The sequence below is a fragment of the Pseudomonas sp. S2_A10 genome, assembly GCF_054668465.1.
The window spans coordinates 422,478-437,971 of record NZ_CP162773.1; the positions used below are offsets into that span (position 1 = coordinate 422,478).

General features: G+C 55.7%; 14 protein-coding genes. 7 read left to right on the forward strand and 7 right to left on the reverse strand.

What is annotated here, in order from left to right; translation table 11 throughout:
- Positions 1–5: 5 nt before the first annotated feature.
- The 7 genes from argR to acs form a co-directional block, all read right to left on the reverse strand.
- Entirely contained in the window at positions 6–986 is a 981-nt protein-coding gene (gene argR, locus AB4N41_RS01935; RefSeq protein ID WP_041479242.1) for a transcriptional regulator ArgR, read from the reverse strand.
- 249 nt (positions 987–1,235) lie between these two features.
- The gene (locus tag AB4N41_RS01940) at positions 1,236–2,000 is read right to left on the reverse strand and encodes an ABC transporter ATP-binding protein (RefSeq protein WP_007912705.1); all 765 of its coding nucleotides are present in this window, start codon (positions 1,998–2,000) and stop codon (positions 1,236–1,238) included.
- Between the two features lie 27 nt (positions 2,001–2,027).
- Positions 2,028–3,140, reverse strand: coding sequence for a succinylglutamate desuccinylase/aspartoacylase family protein (locus AB4N41_RS01945; protein ID WP_252876758.1), 1,113 nt, complete (start codon positions 3,138–3,140; stop codon positions 2,028–2,030).
- A 1-nt stretch (position 3,141) separates the two neighbouring features.
- The gene (locus AB4N41_RS01950; protein WP_122507650.1) at positions 3,142–3,840 is read right to left on the reverse strand and encodes an ABC transporter permease; all 699 of its coding nucleotides are present in this window, start codon (positions 3,838–3,840) and stop codon (positions 3,142–3,144) included.
- On the reverse strand, positions 3,837–4,526 hold the full coding sequence (locus AB4N41_RS01955; protein ID WP_016773583.1) for an ABC transporter permease: 690 nt from the start codon (positions 4,524–4,526) through the stop codon (positions 3,837–3,839). Before AB4N41_RS01955 ends, AB4N41_RS01950 begins: the two co-directional genes overlap by 4 nt.
- Before the next feature lie 91 nt (positions 4,527–4,617).
- Complete coding sequence (locus AB4N41_RS01960; protein WP_041479236.1) at positions 4,618–5,391, reverse strand: ABC transporter substrate-binding protein; 774 nt, start codon at positions 5,389–5,391, stop codon at positions 4,618–4,620.
- A 694-nt stretch (positions 5,392–6,085) separates the two neighbouring features.
- A complete protein-coding gene (gene acs / locus AB4N41_RS01965; RefSeq protein ID WP_056788049.1) occupies positions 6,086–8,041 on the reverse strand; it encodes an acetate--CoA ligase in 1,956 nt (651 codons plus the stop codon).
- Between the two features lie 442 nt (positions 8,042–8,483).
- On the opposite strand from acs, the gene AB4N41_RS01970 reads away from it, so the two are divergent.
- The 7 genes from AB4N41_RS01970 to AB4N41_RS02000 all read left to right on the forward strand — a co-directional run bounded on the left by AB4N41_RS01970 (position 8,484) and on the right by AB4N41_RS02000 (position 15,494).
- Positions 8,484–8,744, forward strand: a complete 261-nt coding sequence (locus AB4N41_RS01970; protein WP_024014021.1) for a DUF2790 domain-containing protein — start codon at positions 8,484–8,486, stop codon at positions 8,742–8,744.
- A gap of 550 nt (positions 8,745–9,294) precedes the next feature.
- Complete coding sequence (locus tag AB4N41_RS01975) at positions 9,295–10,545, forward strand: ribonucleotide-diphosphate reductase subunit beta (RefSeq protein WP_016773579.1); 1,251 nt, start codon at positions 9,295–9,297, stop codon at positions 10,543–10,545.
- A 157-nt stretch (positions 10,546–10,702) separates the two neighbouring features.
- Complete coding sequence (locus tag AB4N41_RS01980) at positions 10,703–11,560, forward strand: sce7726 family protein (RefSeq protein WP_143497988.1); 858 nt, start codon at positions 10,703–10,705, stop codon at positions 11,558–11,560.
- Positions 11,561–11,588: 28 nt separating this feature from the next.
- Positions 11,589–12,545: a sce7725 family protein gene (locus AB4N41_RS01985; protein ID WP_252876759.1), complete on the forward strand. Its 957-nt coding sequence runs from the start codon at positions 11,589–11,591 to the stop codon at positions 12,543–12,545.
- Between the two features lie 418 nt (positions 12,546–12,963).
- Positions 12,964–13,497: a BRO-N domain-containing protein gene (locus AB4N41_RS01990; RefSeq protein ID WP_095181519.1), complete on the forward strand. Its 534-nt coding sequence runs from the start codon at positions 12,964–12,966 to the stop codon at positions 13,495–13,497.
- A 113-nt stretch (positions 13,498–13,610) separates the two neighbouring features.
- On the forward strand, positions 13,611–14,345 hold the full coding sequence (locus AB4N41_RS01995) for an HNH endonuclease (RefSeq protein WP_095181518.1): 735 nt from the start codon (positions 13,611–13,613) through the stop codon (positions 14,343–14,345).
- Positions 14,346–14,507: 162 nt separating this feature from the next.
- On the forward strand, positions 14,508–15,494 hold the full coding sequence (locus AB4N41_RS02000) for a hypothetical protein (protein ID WP_252876760.1): 987 nt from the start codon (positions 14,508–14,510) through the stop codon (positions 15,492–15,494).

Below are 15,494 nucleotides of genomic sequence, written 5' to 3' on the forward strand. Positions count from 1 at the left end.
CGCGCTCAGCCACGCTCCGGCGGCACTGACGACAATTCGAACGGGCTGCTGCTGCGCCGCTGGTTGCGATCTTCGCGCGGCGTGGCACCGAAGAAATTGCGATAGGCGCTGGAGAAATGCGGCCCCGAGGAGAAGCCGCACGAGAGGCCGATCTGGATGATCGACTTGCTGGTCTGCATCAACATCTGCCGGGCCTTGTTCAGGCGCAATTCCAGGTAGTACTGGCTCGGCACGCGGTTGAGGTATTGCTTGAAGATCCGTTCCAGCTGCCGACGGGATACGCACACGTGCTGGGCGATTTCGTCGGTGGTCAGCGGCTCTTCGATGTTGGCTTCCATCAGCAACACCGCTTGGGTGAGCTTCGGATGACTGGAGCCGAGGCGATTCTGCAACGGGATGCGCTGACGTTCACCGCCCTCGCGGATGCGCTCAACGACAAGTTCTTCCGACACCGCACCGGCCAGTTCCGCACCGTGATCGCGAGCCAGCACCGCCAGCAACAGGTCGAGCACCGACATGCCACCGCAGGCGGTCAGACGATCGCGATCCCAGTCGAACAGATGACTGGTGGCGATGACTTTCGGGAAGCGCTCAGCGAAATCGTCCTGCCAGCGCCAGTGCACGGCGGCGCGATAACCGTCGAGCAAACCGAGCTGGGCCAGCGGATAGACACCGGCCGACAGACCACCGATCACGCAACCGGCACGCACCAGTTGCTTGAGCGCACTGCTCAGCGCCGGCGCCAGGGTGGTCGGCGGCTCGTCGGCGAGCAGGAACAGTTTCTGGAAATTCTCGAGCTTGCCGGCCCAGGGTTCGCCGGGCAATTGCCAGGCCCCTTCGGTCTGCGGCTCGGCCTGCAGGAACGACAGTTCGTAAACCACGTCCGGGTGCACCCGCTGCGCAACACGCAAGGCCTCCTCCGCCAGCGCCAGCGTCAACGCTTTAGTGCTGGGCCAAATCAGGAAACCAATTCGATGGGCAGTCATGGGCGGGCAATCCGAAACGAACAACGGTGATGAAGGCATGGGCCAATGCTAGCCCGGAAATGAACACAAATCCTGAAACCGGTGAAGATCAGAATGTGGGAGCGAGCCTGCTCGCGAAGGCGGTGTACCAGTCAACATAATTGCTGGCTGTTGTACCGCTTTCGCGAGCAGGCTCGCTCCCACAGGGATCTGAGCCAGCCAGAAGATCGCGAAGCATGACCTAATCTGGTGCACAACGGCAGCCCTGATTTATTTCAGGCTGCCCGACAGAAACTGCTGCAAGCGCTCCGACTGCGGGTTGACCAGCACTTCGCGCGGGTTGCCGCTTTCTTCGACGACGCCTTTGTGCAGGAACACCAACTGGTTCGACACTTCACGGGCGAAGCCCATTTCGTGGGTCACCACGACCATGGTGCGGCCTTCCTGCGCCAGCGCCTGCATGACTTTCAGCACGTCGCCGACCAGTTCCGGATCGAGGGCCGAGGTCGGTTCGTCGAACAGCATCACTTCCGGTTCCATCGCCAGCGCACGGGCGATCGCCACGCGCTGCTGTTCGCCGCCGGACATGTGCCCCGGGAACGCGTCTTTACGATGGGCCACGCCAACCTTGTTCAGGTAGTACTCGGCTTTTTCGCGCGCTTCGTACTTGGGTACGCCGAGCACGTGCACCGGTGCCTCCATGATGTTTTCAATCGCGGTCATGTGCGACCACAGATTGAAATGCTGGAACACCATCGACAGGCGCGAACGCATGCGTTGCAGCTGTTTTGGATCAGCGGCTTTCAGCGCGCCATCCTTGTTCGCCACCAGTTTCAGCTCTTCGTTGTTGAGCAGGATCTTGCCGGCGTGCGGCTGCTCGAGCAGGTTGATGCAACGCAGGAAAGTACTTTTGCCGGAGCCACTGGAGCCGATGATGCTGATCACATCGCCGGCGGCGGCTTTCAGGGACACGCCCTTGAGCACTTCGTGACTGCCATAGCGTTTATGCAGGTCTTGGACTTCAAGTTTGTACATGCGGTCGGTTCTCACAAAAACAGTCAGTCAGTCGTTGAGCAAGCGCCCGTGACGCAGCGCTTCGCGCCCCGCCACCTTGGCCAGCCAGAAACCGGGTTGGGCATAGCGCAGCCGTTCAATGGCAAACAGCACCCCGGACGTACCAGCACATACCGTGCTGACCCGATCGGACACAGGGTCGATCACTTGAAAAATCTCATCGCCCGCCTCGACCCATTCGCCAGGCCTGCGGGAAAAACTCACCACACCGGGGTGCGGTGCGAACAACAATTCGGTGCCTTCGAACGGCATGCCTTCGCACGGTTCGAAGGCCGGGTCCGGCCACTCGCCGGTGATCAGACCTTGCTCGGCAAGGAACGCCAGAATGCCTTCAGCATAAGCCTCGGCTTCGACGCGGCCGGTGTCGGCCTGCCCGCCCAGCTCGATCGTCGTCGCCAGACACGCCAGCGGAATCTGCGCCTCGGGGAACTGCCGCGACAGGCGCAGCCAAGGCAACGAGCAGGCTTCATCGAAGGAGCTGCCGCCGGAATCTTCCGCGAGCAAACCTACCTTGACGTTCAGGTGTGCCGACAGCGAACGCCACTGCGGCCAGTGCTGTGGCAGCGCATACATGTGCAGCGCGGCTTCGGCATCGCAGTGCAGATCCAGCACTACATCGGCGGTGCAGGCGTGGCTGAGCAGCACACGTTGCATGCCTTGCAACTGGCTGGTCGCTTCAGGCAATCCGGCCAGGTGGTCGGCCATTGCCTGACGGATCAGGCGCACATTGGCGTGCGGATCATCACCGAGTTTTTCGCCCAGCGCCGCCGCGACCGGCGCGCTGAGCTCGACGAAATCACGATTGAAATTCTTGCCGCTGCCCGCCTCGAAGCGGCCCTGGAAATTGCCTTGCAGCAATTGCCCGAGGCCGATCGGATTGGCCACCGGCACCAGCTCGATCACGCCGTTGAGCAAGCCTTGGGCTTCGAGTTCGCCGAGGCGCTTTTTCAGCTCCCAGGCGGTGCGCATGCCCGGCAGTTCATCGGCGTGCAGGCTGGCCTGGATGTAGGCCTTGCGCTCGCCCTCACCGAACCGGAAAACCGAAACCTTGCGCTCGCTGCCCAGGTGGCTCCACGGCAATACGTGGTCGATGCGTTGCATATCAGTGCTTCCGTGGCGCGAGGTAGCTCAACCAGCGACGCTCGGCCAGTTTGAACAGCTTGACCAGAATGAAGGTCAGGCACAGGTAGAACACGCCGGCAGTGATGTACGCCTCGAACGGCAGGTAGAACTGCGCGTTGACGGTACGTGCCGCGCCAGTGATGTCGATCAGGGTCACGATCGACGCCAGACTGGTGGTCTGCAGCATCATGATCACTTCGTTGCTGTACTGCGGCAGCGCCCGGCGCAGGGCCGACGGCAGCAGGATGCGCTTGTACAGCTTGAAGCGCGACATGCCCATGGCCTTGGCCGCTTCGATCTCACCGTTCGGCGTGGCCTTCAGGCTGCCGGCGATAATTTCCGCGGTATAGGCGCTGGTGTTCACGGCAAAAGCCAGGCAGGCACAGAACGTTGCGCTGGACAGCCACGGCCACAGGAAGCTTTCGCGTACCGCTTCGAACTGGGCCAGACCGTAGTAGATCAGGAACAGCTGCACCAGCATCGGCGTGCCGCGAATCACGTAGGTGTACAGCCACGCGGCGCCGTTGACGAACGGGTTTTTCGAGACGCGCATCAGCCCCAGCGGCAACGCCGCGAGCAAGCCGAAGAACAGCGACAGCGCGAGCAGTTTGAGGGTGGTCAGCAGGCCGCCGAAGTACAGCGGCAGTGCCTCCCAGATGACGTTGTAGTCGAAGATCATAGATCAGCCGCCCTTACGCCTACCGAGTAGCGCTTCTCAAGGTGACGCAATGCCAGCAACGAAACACTGGTGATCACCAGGTACATCGCCGCCACTGCGAGGAAGAAGGTGAAAGGCTCGCGCGTGGCATCCGCCGCCTGCTTGGCCTTGAACATCATGTCTTGCAGACCGACCACGGAAATCAGCGCGGTGGCCTTGGTCAGTACCAGCCAGTTGTTGGTGAAGCCGGGAATCGCCAGACGAATCATCTGCGGCACCATCACCCGGAAGAACACCTGAAAACTGCTCATGCCGTAGGCCATGCCCGCTTCGGCCTGGCCCTTAGGGATCGCCATGAACGCACCACGGAAGGTTTCCGAGAGGTACGCACCGAAGATGAAACCGAGGGTGCCGATACCGGCGGCCAGCGGGTTCAGGTCGATGTAGTCGTCATAGCCGAGCATCGGCGCGACGCGGTTGAGCAAGTCCTGACCGCCGTAGAAGATCAGCAGGATCAGCACCAGGTCGGGAATGCCGCGGATCACCGTCGAATACAGATCGCCCAGCCACGCCAGCCAGCGCACCGGCGACAGGCGCAACGCGACACCGATCAGCCCGAGAACGATGGCCAGAGCCATGGACGACAAGGCGAGCTGAAGCGTCAGCCATGCGCCATCGAGGATGACAGCCCCGTAGCCTTTCAACATGATTCAGGTCCTCGAAAGTTGGGATGAAAAAATGGCGCAAACCGCAGAGATTCTGTTGCTTGCGCCATTTCGGACTTGTCGCAGAGACGTCTTACTTGCCGTAGATGTCGAAGGCGAAGTACTTGTCCTGGATTGCTTTGTATTTGCCGTTTTCGCGGATGGCCGCGATGGCAGTGTTGATCTTGTCTTTCAGGGCGTCGCCCTTGCGCACTGCGATACCTACGCCGTCGCCGAAGTATTTGACGTCGGTGAAGGCCGGGCCAACGAATGCGAAGCCTTTGCCGGCGTCGGTTTTCAGGAAACCGTCGTCCAGCAGGGTGGCGTCAGCCACGGTACCGTCGAGGCGACCGGCAGCCACGTCGAGGTAGATTTCGTTCTGCGAGCCGTACGGCTTGATCTCGGCGCCCAATGGGGCCAGAACTTCGCGGGCGAAACGCTCGTGGATCGAGCCACGCTGTACGCCGATGTTCTTGCCTTTCAGCTCAGCCAGACCCTCGCTGACCTGAGTGCCGGCCTTCATGACCAGACGCGCCGGGGTGTTGTAGTACTTGTTGGTGAAGTCGACCGACTTCTTGCGATCTTCGGTGATCGACATCGACGACAGGATCGCGTCGATCTTGCGCACTTTGAGAGCCGGGATCAGACCGTCGAACTCTTGCTCGACCCACACGCACTTGACCTTCATCTCTTCGCACAGCGCGTTGCCGATGTCGTAGTCGAAACCGACGATGCTGCCGTCCGGTGCTTTCGAAGCGAATGGAGGGTAAGCCGCTTCGATGCCGATCTTCAGCGGTTTTTCGTCAGCGAAGGCATTCATCGACAGCACGGACAGTGCCAGGGCGCCAAGCAGCACAAGTTTCTTCATCTTGGGACTCCATCGGTAAAGGGCAAAAACGGCAGAGTGAGCGACAGCCCAATATGCGAATGGGTGAATCGGAAATCGGTTGCGCATCGGAGGAAATTTCCCATTGGAACCGCAGGCGATTTCAACGTCAGCCACGATGAGCGAGTGATCGGCATTCTAACGACAGGCCCGAAGCCGATATTTCTTCAATGCGACAACTAATTACAGATGCACCGAGAAAGCGGTTTGAGCTCATTGACAGCCCTGCAAATTCATGCAAGAGCGAAAGACAGTGAACCGATACATATTGCAAGTTGCGGGCCTATTATTCGTAAACCCTTCTAATCCGGCAAGCGCAGCGTTATGTCTTATTTTTCAGCAGGGCTTTGGAGGCTCTAAAACAGCGCACCGCGTTTCCCTTCGCCCCGGTTTGGCGCGGGCGGTTACACATTGGGTTGTGGCGGGTAACAGCGGGAAAGGTCTGACGGTGCAGATCGATAATTATTGGTTGGGGTGTTGCGGTTTCCTACAGCTGACTACTGCGGTGTCTGACAGATCGCCTTCGCGAGCAGGCTCGCTCCCACATTTGAAATGCGCCCGTTTCCTTGTGGGAGCGAGCCTGCTCGCGAAGAGGCCAGCCCGATCAACACAAATCCACTAGGCACAAAAAAGCCCCATCCGGCATTACCGGACAGGGCTCCTATGCTTCTAACGCTTAAGCAACATTCATGGTCTTGTGCGTATCAATCAAATGCTGCACCACACCCGGATCCGCCAGGGTCGAGATATCGCCCAGCCCGTCGTATTCCGCCGTGGCGATCTTGCGCAGGATGCGGCGCATGATCTTGCCCGAACGGGTCTTCGGCAGCCCCGGTGCCCACTGGATCACGTCCGGCGAAGCGATCGGGCCGATCTCCTTGCGCACCCAGTTCTTCAGCTCAAGGCGCAACTGCTCGGTCGGCTCCTCGCCGTTCTTCAAGGTCACATAGACATAGATGCCCTGCCCCTTGATGTCATGCGGCACACCCACCACCGCAGCTTCGGCAACCTTCGGATGCGCGACCATCGCGCTTTCGATTTCGGCGGTGCCCATGCGGTGGCCGGAGACGTTGAGCACGTCGTCTACGCGCCCGGTGATCCAGTAGTAACCGTCGGCATCGCGACGCGCGCCGTCACCGGTGAAGTACATGCCACGGAAGGTCTTGAAGTAGGTATCGACGAAACGATCATGATCGCCGTACAGCGTACGCGCCTGGCCTGGCCACGAATCGAGAATCACCAGATTGCCTTCAGCCTCGCCCTCAATGATGTTGCCGAGGTTGTCGACCAGCGCCGGCACCACACCGAAGAACGGACGCGCCGCCGAACCCGGCTTCAGCGCGTGAGCACCCGGCAGCGGGCTCATCATGTTGCCGCCGGTTTCGGTCTGCCACCAGGTATCGACGATCGGGCAACGCGACTTGCCGACATTCTTGTAGTACCAGTCCCAGGCTTCCGGGTTGATCGGCTCGCCCACCGAACCGAGCAGACGCAGGCTGCTGCCATCGGCGCCTTCAACCGCCGCCTGACCCGAAGCCATCATCGCGCGGATCGCGGTCGGCGCGGTGTAGAGGATGTTGACCTTGTGCTTGTCGATGATCTTCGCCACCCGGGTGATGTCCGGGTAGTTCGGCACACCTTCGAACAGCACGGTGGTCGCGCCATTGGCCAGCGGGCCGTAGACGATGTAACTGTGGCCGGTGACCCAGCCGACGTCGGCGGTGCACCAGTAGATTTCGCCCGGACGGTAGTCGAACACGCGCTCGTGGGTCATTGCCGCATAGAGCAGATAACCTCCGGTGGTGTGCTGCACGCCCTTCGGCTTGCCGGTGGAGCCGGAGGTATAAAGGATGAACAGCGCCTCTTCAGCGCCCATCTCTTTCGGCGCGCAAACGGTGCCCGCGACCTTCATCAGGTCTTCGTACCAGATGTCGCGATGCTGGTTCCACTTGATGTCGCCACCGGTGCGCTTGCACACGATGACCTTCTGGATGCTGCTGGTTTCCGGGTTGGTCAGCGCGTCGTCGACGTTGGCCTTGAGGGAAATCTTCTTGCCGGCGCGAATACCCTCGTCAGCGGTGATCACCACTTTCGATTTGCAGTCGATGATGCGACCGGCCAGGGCTTCCGGCGAGAAACCGCCGAACACCACCGAGTGAATCGCGCCGATCCGGGTGCAGGCCAGCATGGCGACCACGGCTTCGGGAATCATCGGCATGTAAATGGTCACCACATCGCCACGGTGCACGTCCTGACCGCGCAGGGCGTTGGCGAGTTTGCACACTTGTTCGTGCAGTTCGCGGTAAGTGATGTTGCGGCTCTCGGAAGGATCGTCGCCTTCCCAGATGATCGCGACTTGATCGCCGCGCTCGGCCAGATGACGGTCGAGGCAGTTGTAGGAAACGTTCAGGGTGCCGTCGGCAAACCACTTGATGTCGACATGGTGATCGTCGAACGAGGTCTGTTTCACCGTGGTGAAGGGCTTGATCCAGTCCAGACGCTTGGCTTGCTCGCGCCAGAAGCCGTCAGGGTTGACGACCGACTGCTGGTACATGGCTTTGTAGGTCGCCTCGTCAGTCAGCGTGTTTGCCAGAACCTCGGGACGAACGGGATACAGAGAAGCCGCACTCATCTTTCCTACCTCGGTGTAATAGTTGTTTTTGTATGACCCCGTTGTAGCCGGGTGGGCCCCATAGAACCATTCGACGATGGTAGTAACAACCCTCCCCCTGCGCACGCGCCCCTGTAGGAGCTGCCGAAGGCTGCGATCTTTTGATCTGTTTTCAAGATCAAAGTCAAAAGATCGCAGCCTTCGGCAGCTCCTACAGGGAATGGGGTGTTTGGGGGATTGTTACCAAATATGCCAAAAGTGTTTATCAAAACCCGCTCTGTTTACCCCGGCCCCACCGCCCTAAAATTCACCTCGCCAACAAGGCAACCGCGATTAACAACGTTACAGCCCCCACGAAGGCCGTTAATCCAGCGCTCCAAGTAACGCATCAACTACTCAAGCTCCACACGCAACCCTAAAAAGGTTGCGTGACCCCACTCGACCTCAAAAAGGTGAATTAGAAATGAAAGCTTTATTGGTTCTGGCCCTCAGCAGTCTGTGCGCAACCGCCATGGCAGATGAGGTCCCGACTGATGTCGCACAGCAACAACCGGTCATCGAGGAATACACTTACTCCACGCATCTGGACATCGCCAAAGTTGTATCGATGAGCGACGTTCCGAATGTCTGCGAAGTAGTACCGGCAAAAATGGAATACGACGACTCCAAAGGCCAACGCCACATCCTGCGCTACAGCATCATGGGCAACGGCTGCACGAACTGAACCAGACTGCACCGAATCGGATCGCTCAGCGCTACATTGAGGGTCGATTCCAGCCCGGCTACGGTCGGGCTCAGTTGTGTCTGGAGCCGTGAAAAACGCTTGCAAAACACTAGATATAGTGAAAAACCCGCTTTTCTGGCTATTTTTTAAACAAAAAACCACCTGGCAAAAAATTAACGAAAAAAAATCTGCCGGGGCCGATTCCGCGCAAAGCCCTGTAATCCCTCGGTCGGACCGAAATCCACCCCCTCCTCGGCCTCGCCATGAGCCGATTCGCCGCACCACGCCGGTAAAAATTTCCCTATAATGCCGCCCCATACGGGTCAGCAATATTCCCTTACAGGGAGCAAAAGCCATTCTGAAGCCCCGCAACAGTGCCAGACGCTGATTGCGCCCATCAGAGGCTCTCGGAACCCGTCAAAATTTCTGTTTATTTGCCTGCGTGCAGCGCTGCAAAAAACGACATCCAACGCGGCTTGTTTGGCCGTGTGAAAAACCAACCCTTCAGGTTTCACACGGGCACAAGCCCTCACGCAGGAGACGACACGTCATGCTGAGCTGGGACGAATTCGATAAAGAAGACAGTGAAGTCGCAACCGTGAAAGGCGCCAACGCCGGCCACGCAAGCGAAGCCAACATGGACCGCCTCGACAACGCTGGCGGCGCCGCAGCGCTGGAAGCCCGCGCCGTCACCGCCGACGACTCGGCCGCCGTGGCCCGCGCCAAGGCTGCACTGAACTCCCTCGACGTCGCCGAAGGCCTCGCCGAACTCGAAGGCGCCTCCGCTCGTGTCGCCGTTGACGAAAAGCGCATGATCAACTGCCGCGCCGACCTCAACCAACTCGTGCCATTCAAGTACGACTGGGCCTGGCAGAAGTATCTGGACGGTTGCGCAAACCACTGGATGCCGCAAGAAGTCAACATGACCGCCGACATCGCCCTCTGGAAAAACCCGGAAGGCCTGACCGACGACGAGCGCCGCATCGTCATGCGCAACCTCGGCTTCTTCTCCACCGCCGACTCCCTGGTTGCCAACAACCTGGTCCTGGCCGTGTACCGCCTGATCACCAACCCGGAATGCCGCCAGTACATCCTGCGCCAGGCTTTCGAAGAAGCGATCCACACCCACGCCTACCAGTACTGCATCGAATCGCTGGCCATGGATGAAGGCGAAATCTTCAACATGTACCACGAGATTCCATCGGTCGCGAAGAAAGCAGCCTGGGGCCTGAAGTACACCCGTTCGATCTCCGATCCAAAGTTCGAAACCGGCACCCCGGAAACCGACAAAGAGTTGCTGCGCAACCTGATCGCCTACTACTGCGTTCTGGAAGGCATCTTCTTCTACTGCGGCTTCACCCAAATCCTCTCCATGGGCCGCCGCAACAAAATGACCGGCGTCGCCGAGCAGTTCCAATACATCCTGCGCGACGAATCCATGCACCTGAACTTCGGCATCGACGTGATCAACCAGATCAAAATCGAAAACCCACACCTGTGGGATGCCGAAATGAAGGAAGAAGCGACCCAGATGATCCTGCAGGGTACGCAGCTGGAGATCGAATACGCGCGTGACACCATGCCTCGCGGGGTGTTGGGTATGAACGCGGCGATGATGGAGGATTATCTGAAGTTCATCGCTAACCGTCGTTTGTCGCAGATTGGTTTGAAAGAAGAGTACCCAGGGACCACCAACCCGTTCCCTTGGATGAGCGAGATCATGGACTTGAAGAAAGAGAAGAATTTCTTTGAGACGCGCGTGATCGAATACCAAACTGGTGGGGCGTTGAGCTGGGATTGATCCGCTGCTACGCTGAAACACCTCAAGGGCTACCACTGGTAGCCCTTTTTTTTAGATTTTCTATTCAGTACAACCAGCTCGTCGACTATGCCCTTATCTCTTCAATTCTCACCTGCTAGACTGCTCTCGCATCACCACCATTTTTTCGGAATTCGGCATGCAACCTGATATAGATCACGCACGATTCCTAGCAAGGATTCTCAATCGTACAACATTTACGTCGCTCGCCCGTGGAGAGGATCCACGCGACATTTTCAAACTTTATCTAGATAAAGTCGACCACACATACATTAGTACAGCTAATGAATTATACGCTTTTGCCTACAATTCAATTCAAAAAAATTACAGAAATGAATACATATACAAATCCGCCATTGCAGACCGCATAATTTTTGGCCGGCACAGCCCAAGCTCTTCAGCACTTTCTATAGAGCTGCCAGTAGGAAGCTCCATTGTAGACGCCGCCGTATTTAACGGAACGTCCACAGCATATGAGATAAAAACCGAGTTCGACAGCCCAAGAAGATTAACTTCCCAAACACCAGACTACACAAAAGCCTTTGATAAAATCTACATTGTCGCCCATCCACAGCAAGCAAGGCGTTATGCTGAAAAAGCCGACACACATATTGGAATATTATCACTGACATCAAAAGGAAGTCTTTCAGAAGTAAAGCCAGCGACTAGCAACATTTTAAACATCGACCAAAGAATCATATTTAGAATGCTGCGAAGAGATGAATACCTACCAGCCCTTGAAAAAATAACAGGCAAAAGAATTCAGCTGCCCAATGGCATCATCAGGAACCACTGTGAAAAAATATTCTTAGACATTGAAAAACAAACAGCACACAAAATCTATATTAATGCAATGCGTCAACGGACAACCAAACCTGAAATAGTTGATTTCATGAGGAGCCTCCCTAGCCATTTAAGAGTTCTCGGATACGCCACCCCTCTATCAAGACCTCAAAGAGCTCGATTACTTACAGCACTTGAGGAAAAATTTAATTAGCCACACCTATATCAGCAAGGAAAGCAATATGTATAGCCCGTATCTTTACGCACGCGCATCAGAGTTACTAGCTCTAAGATCCCTAATCAGTGAAAAGACAGACTTGACAGGACTGTTACCGGTCATAGAGCCGGTAATTTCTGATACTAGTGGTATACATCGCTGCATGGACGCTTTTGGAAACGATAAAAAACCCCTGATAGTCGTCACAAACCCAAACCAGCACCAATATTTAAACAACCTTGCAACGCAAGCAAATTTCGTAAAAGTTAGTCAAAACCTATTCAACAGTCATACAACGCTGTTACCAGGTTACTGTATAGGTTCCACGACCACGCAAAAAGATGTAGGTGCGTTTCTAAACCAGTATCCAGGTAAGAACGTCGTACTCCTCTACAACAATCCAGCTCTCAGCGAAGTAGAGATACAGACAAACGTCACTTTCAATCAAATTTTATTCCATGTTGTTCTTAACGACAAAATCTCCACCGCACAGCTATCCAAATTACCAAAAAACAAAACTATAATTACTCAAGATTTTTTCAACAAGCTTGATCGAAACGCAGACTATAGTGGAAAAGAGTTTTTTACGGACAAACACAAATCCGTAGGGAAAGACTTCTATGCAATTGGCGATTACACAATTACGGGAAAAAAACTTGAAATGGGTGGCGGTAAACCTGGTGCCGTGGCAAGCCATATAACCTATAAAAACTCAAACACTTCAGACATCTGGGTTGAGCACTTCGTATCCGATGAAACTGATAGAAACATCAGCGACGCAGAAACAAAATTCTTAGAGATGGCGCGCAAACTCGTCCGTCAAGTGAGAAGCTTGCCAGCTGAGTTTGGGTGGAACAGTAGTTTAAAAGCTTACGATGATCACGTGAACCAGAGCACATGGTCAGGACTACCAAAGAACAAAGAATATCAAATAAAACACCATATCAACCTCATGCTTGATGTTTTAAACAAAAGACTATAAACAAGAAGACCGAGCGATGAAAATCGTTCGGCCTACAAACCGTATGTTTATCCCTGTGTATTCAGTCATAAATCTAGCTCTTGACCACGAGAACAAATGCCCATAGGCTTTTGTTTCCGGTGCCTAAGAAACGCCTCAAGTAGCGGCCTGGCCGCTCCCGAAAGATGCGTCTTTTTTGTGCCTATGGATTTATCGTGGACACAAAACACCTCTGCCATGTCGGGAGTGGGCTAATACAAGACCCGTAAGGGGAATATGTCCGGCCTTCTACTTGGGGTTTCTTAACTCCCGGCGCCTTAGCCCTAAGAAAGCTATCAAGTAGAGGTAATGGATATGCCTACGTATTTTCCCTTCTATATGAAGGAAAACGCCTACAGCTTTACTGCTGAAATTATGCTTCCTGTTCGGGAGGCTGCTCATGTCTGAGTCACACACCCCCACAGTTTTTATCCGCCATAGCCTTTATCTTCACGGCCTCCTTCACGAAAGCGAACCATGGTTCAGCGTCCGCGACATCGGTCGCTTGATGGGCGTCCATCTCAGTGATCGCATGGTCGCCAAGCTGGACAAAGATCAACATCGTTTTTTGTGGATTGATTATTACCGGCAGCCTGAAAAGCTGTTGATGCTCAGCGAGTCCGGCGTATATGCGCTACTTGTGTATCACTATGTCCCGGAAAATCGGTTGTTACGTGAGTGGCTTACTCATCTGGTTGTGCCGACGTTGCGCGACGCGGAACGCTCGGTAAATACAGATCAGCCGATGTTGAGTTTGCTGAACTGGCCCGAAATGTCGCTTAGCCTGCTGCATTGGCAGGATGAGAGCTGGATTAGGCTTCGGGATATGCCCTACCTGTTGAACGATCAGTCCCAACGGCGCGCTACTGCATCGGTTCCTTGGTGGCGGAGGATTGCGCAGGTGTTTCAGTCTTCGAAGCATTCGATGGGTTAGCGACGTGGTTGTCGGATCTCGAGAGATTCTTCGCTATTAACTGTAAGAATTTTCCTAGACAGCCGTGATGGCCACTCAGTATCGTCCGAGGGTTTTCGACCCTCGGCGATTTTATGAGCGACAAGAAAAAAGACACTGACTGGACTGTTGCTGAGATTGAGGCAGCGGTTGATGCCTACCTGAAGATGTTTGAGCTTGAGCGAATCGGCCAAAAATTCAACAAGGCGCATGAGAATCGCGTGCTGCGTGCATCTGCGTTGCACAACCGCACTGAAGGCTCAGTTGAATTCCGCATGCAGAACATCTCTGCCGTTTTGCTGAGAATGCATAGGGAACACATCAAAGGGTACAAGCCAGCCAGAAACGTTGGGACTAACGTTGAGCCAGCCATCCGAGCAGTGTTGATTGCCAAAGGGGTGACGCTTGGGGATCCAACGGTTGCGACTGCGGATGAAGAAGCACTAGAGCAGAGAGCTCTGGCGCTAGAGAAACTGCCTCTTGAAGACGAACCTGCGGGGATTGTGAAGCCGAAGCGCGCTCCCGCCCAAAGCACTGCATTTATACGTGACCCGAAGGTTAGAGCCTGGGTCCGTAAGAAAGCCAAAGGGATATGTGAAGGGTGCGGTGAACCGGCTCCATTCACTAAAAATGACTCTCCTTACCTTGAAGTTCATCACGTGAGGCATTTGGCGAATAAGGGTTCTGATCGAATCAGCAACGCTGTAGCTCTTTGTCCGAACTGCCATCGGCGCTGCCATCACTCGAATGACAGCAAGGAGTTCACCGAGTCGCTCTATGACAGGGTTAAACGGTTGAAGCGTGAGTACCCGAACCGAAAAACGATGTGACGAGAGGGCTTGCCCTCGCTCGGCCGTGAAATCTGGTTGATGCCATCAATCGCCAGCAGGCTGACTCCCACAGATTCCGCATCATCCTGAAAACAATCAGTGCAACCCGCGCCGCCTCCCGCTATTAATACCCCTCCCCCACTCAAGGATCCGAGCCCCACCATGAAATTCGATCTCGCCTACTGCCTCAGCCTCGACGACAAGTTGTCGATCTATGATGTTCGCGATCTCAATTTCGATGAGACGGTGGCGTTTGATTCCGCGAAGGAACACTTCCAGTGCCCCAACGATGCCTGTCGTTCGGCGTTCGAAGCTTCCAACGAGCTGGGCACGTTCAACGCCAAGAACGTGAATTACGTGCGCACGCCGCACTTCAAGAATCTGCCCACTACGCAGCATGTGGCGGGTTGTCCGTATGTGAGTTTGAAGGCTTCAGCGTCTGGCGTTGAGACGGCGGATGGCGAGGTGGATGACGGGCGTGAGGAACACTTCCCATCGGAGTTGTTACTGACCCGGCGTGAGTATGTGCGCAAGCCTGTCGCGCCAGCGGGGGCGGCGGATGTGTTGCGGGATGATCCGGTGCGGGTGGCGGCGGACAGTGGTAAAGAGTCGGCGGGTCGTGAGTCGGCGCCGGATAAGACCAGTGTGTTTGCGCATCCGGTGGAGTGTTTTGTTTCGAACTTCGCCGACAAGGAGTTGCTCAAGCGCATGCCGTTGAAGATTGGTGAGCATACGGCGCCGTACAGTTCGTTCTTCAAGAAGATCGAATATCTGACGGACAACAAGGGGCTGATCTACTGGGGGCGGATCAAGAAGATCGAGGACTTCCACAGTGCCAGTTTTCGTATCGATTTCGAGGACAAGGTCTGGTTCAAGAAGCCCGAAGACAACAAGAAAAAGCCGTATCCGGTCAGCGTTTATCTGAACAAGAAGCTGATCGACAACTACCGCAAGCGCAAGGCGTTTCTGGAAGAGATCAAGCACGCGGTGGATAGCGACAAGGCGTTGTTCTGTTTCTTCTATGGCGTAACGCCGGAGTTGAAGCAGGTGCCCGGCAAGAAAAACCCCGAAAAGCCTTTCGAGGTCTTCAATGCCAATATCGAGAACTTGGATCACTTCATTATTCGTGAAGCGCCGGGGTTGGAATGA

What these genes read in the sequence shown, in the direction of transcription:
- AB4N41_RS01950 (WP_122507650.1), bottom strand. Translation starts at nt 3,840, where the DNA reads ATGATCTTCGACTACAACGTCATCTGGGAGGCACTGCCGCTGTACTTC.
- AB4N41_RS01955 (WP_016773583.1), bottom strand. Translation starts at nt 4,526, where the DNA reads ATGTTGAAAGGCTACGGGGCTGTCATCCTCGATGGCGCATGGCTGACG.
- AB4N41_RS01980 (WP_143497988.1), top strand. Translation starts at nt 10,703, where the DNA reads ATGCAACCTGATATAGATCACGCACGATTCCTAGCAAGGATTCTCAAT.
- argR (WP_041479242.1), bottom strand. Translation starts at nt 986, where the DNA reads ATGACTGCCCATCGAATTGGTTTCCTGATTTGGCCCAGCACTAAAGCG.
- AB4N41_RS01990 (WP_095181519.1), top strand. Translation starts at nt 12,964, where the DNA reads ATGTCTGAGTCACACACCCCCACAGTTTTTATCCGCCATAGCCTTTAT.
- AB4N41_RS02000 (WP_252876760.1), top strand. Translation starts at nt 14,508, where the DNA reads ATGAAATTCGATCTCGCCTACTGCCTCAGCCTCGACGACAAGTTGTCG.
- AB4N41_RS01975 (WP_016773579.1), top strand. Translation starts at nt 9,295, where the DNA reads ATGCTGAGCTGGGACGAATTCGATAAAGAAGACAGTGAAGTCGCAACC.
- AB4N41_RS01940 (WP_007912705.1), bottom strand. Translation starts at nt 2,000, where the DNA reads ATGTACAAACTTGAAGTCCAAGACCTGCATAAACGCTATGGCAGTCAC.
- AB4N41_RS01985 (WP_252876759.1), top strand. Translation starts at nt 11,589, where the DNA reads ATGTATAGCCCGTATCTTTACGCACGCGCATCAGAGTTACTAGCTCTA.
- AB4N41_RS01970 (WP_024014021.1), top strand. Translation starts at nt 8,484, where the DNA reads ATGAAAGCTTTATTGGTTCTGGCCCTCAGCAGTCTGTGCGCAACCGCC.
- AB4N41_RS01960 (WP_041479236.1), bottom strand. Translation starts at nt 5,391, where the DNA reads ATGAAGAAACTTGTGCTGCTTGGCGCCCTGGCACTGTCCGTGCTGTCG.
- AB4N41_RS01995 (WP_095181518.1), top strand. Translation starts at nt 13,611, where the DNA reads ATGAGCGACAAGAAAAAAGACACTGACTGGACTGTTGCTGAGATTGAG.
- AB4N41_RS01945 (WP_252876758.1), bottom strand. Translation starts at nt 3,140, where the DNA reads ATGCAACGCATCGACCACGTATTGCCGTGGAGCCACCTGGGCAGCGAG.
- acs (WP_056788049.1), bottom strand. Translation starts at nt 8,041, where the DNA reads ATGAGTGCGGCTTCTCTGTATCCCGTTCGTCCCGAGGTTCTGGCAAAC.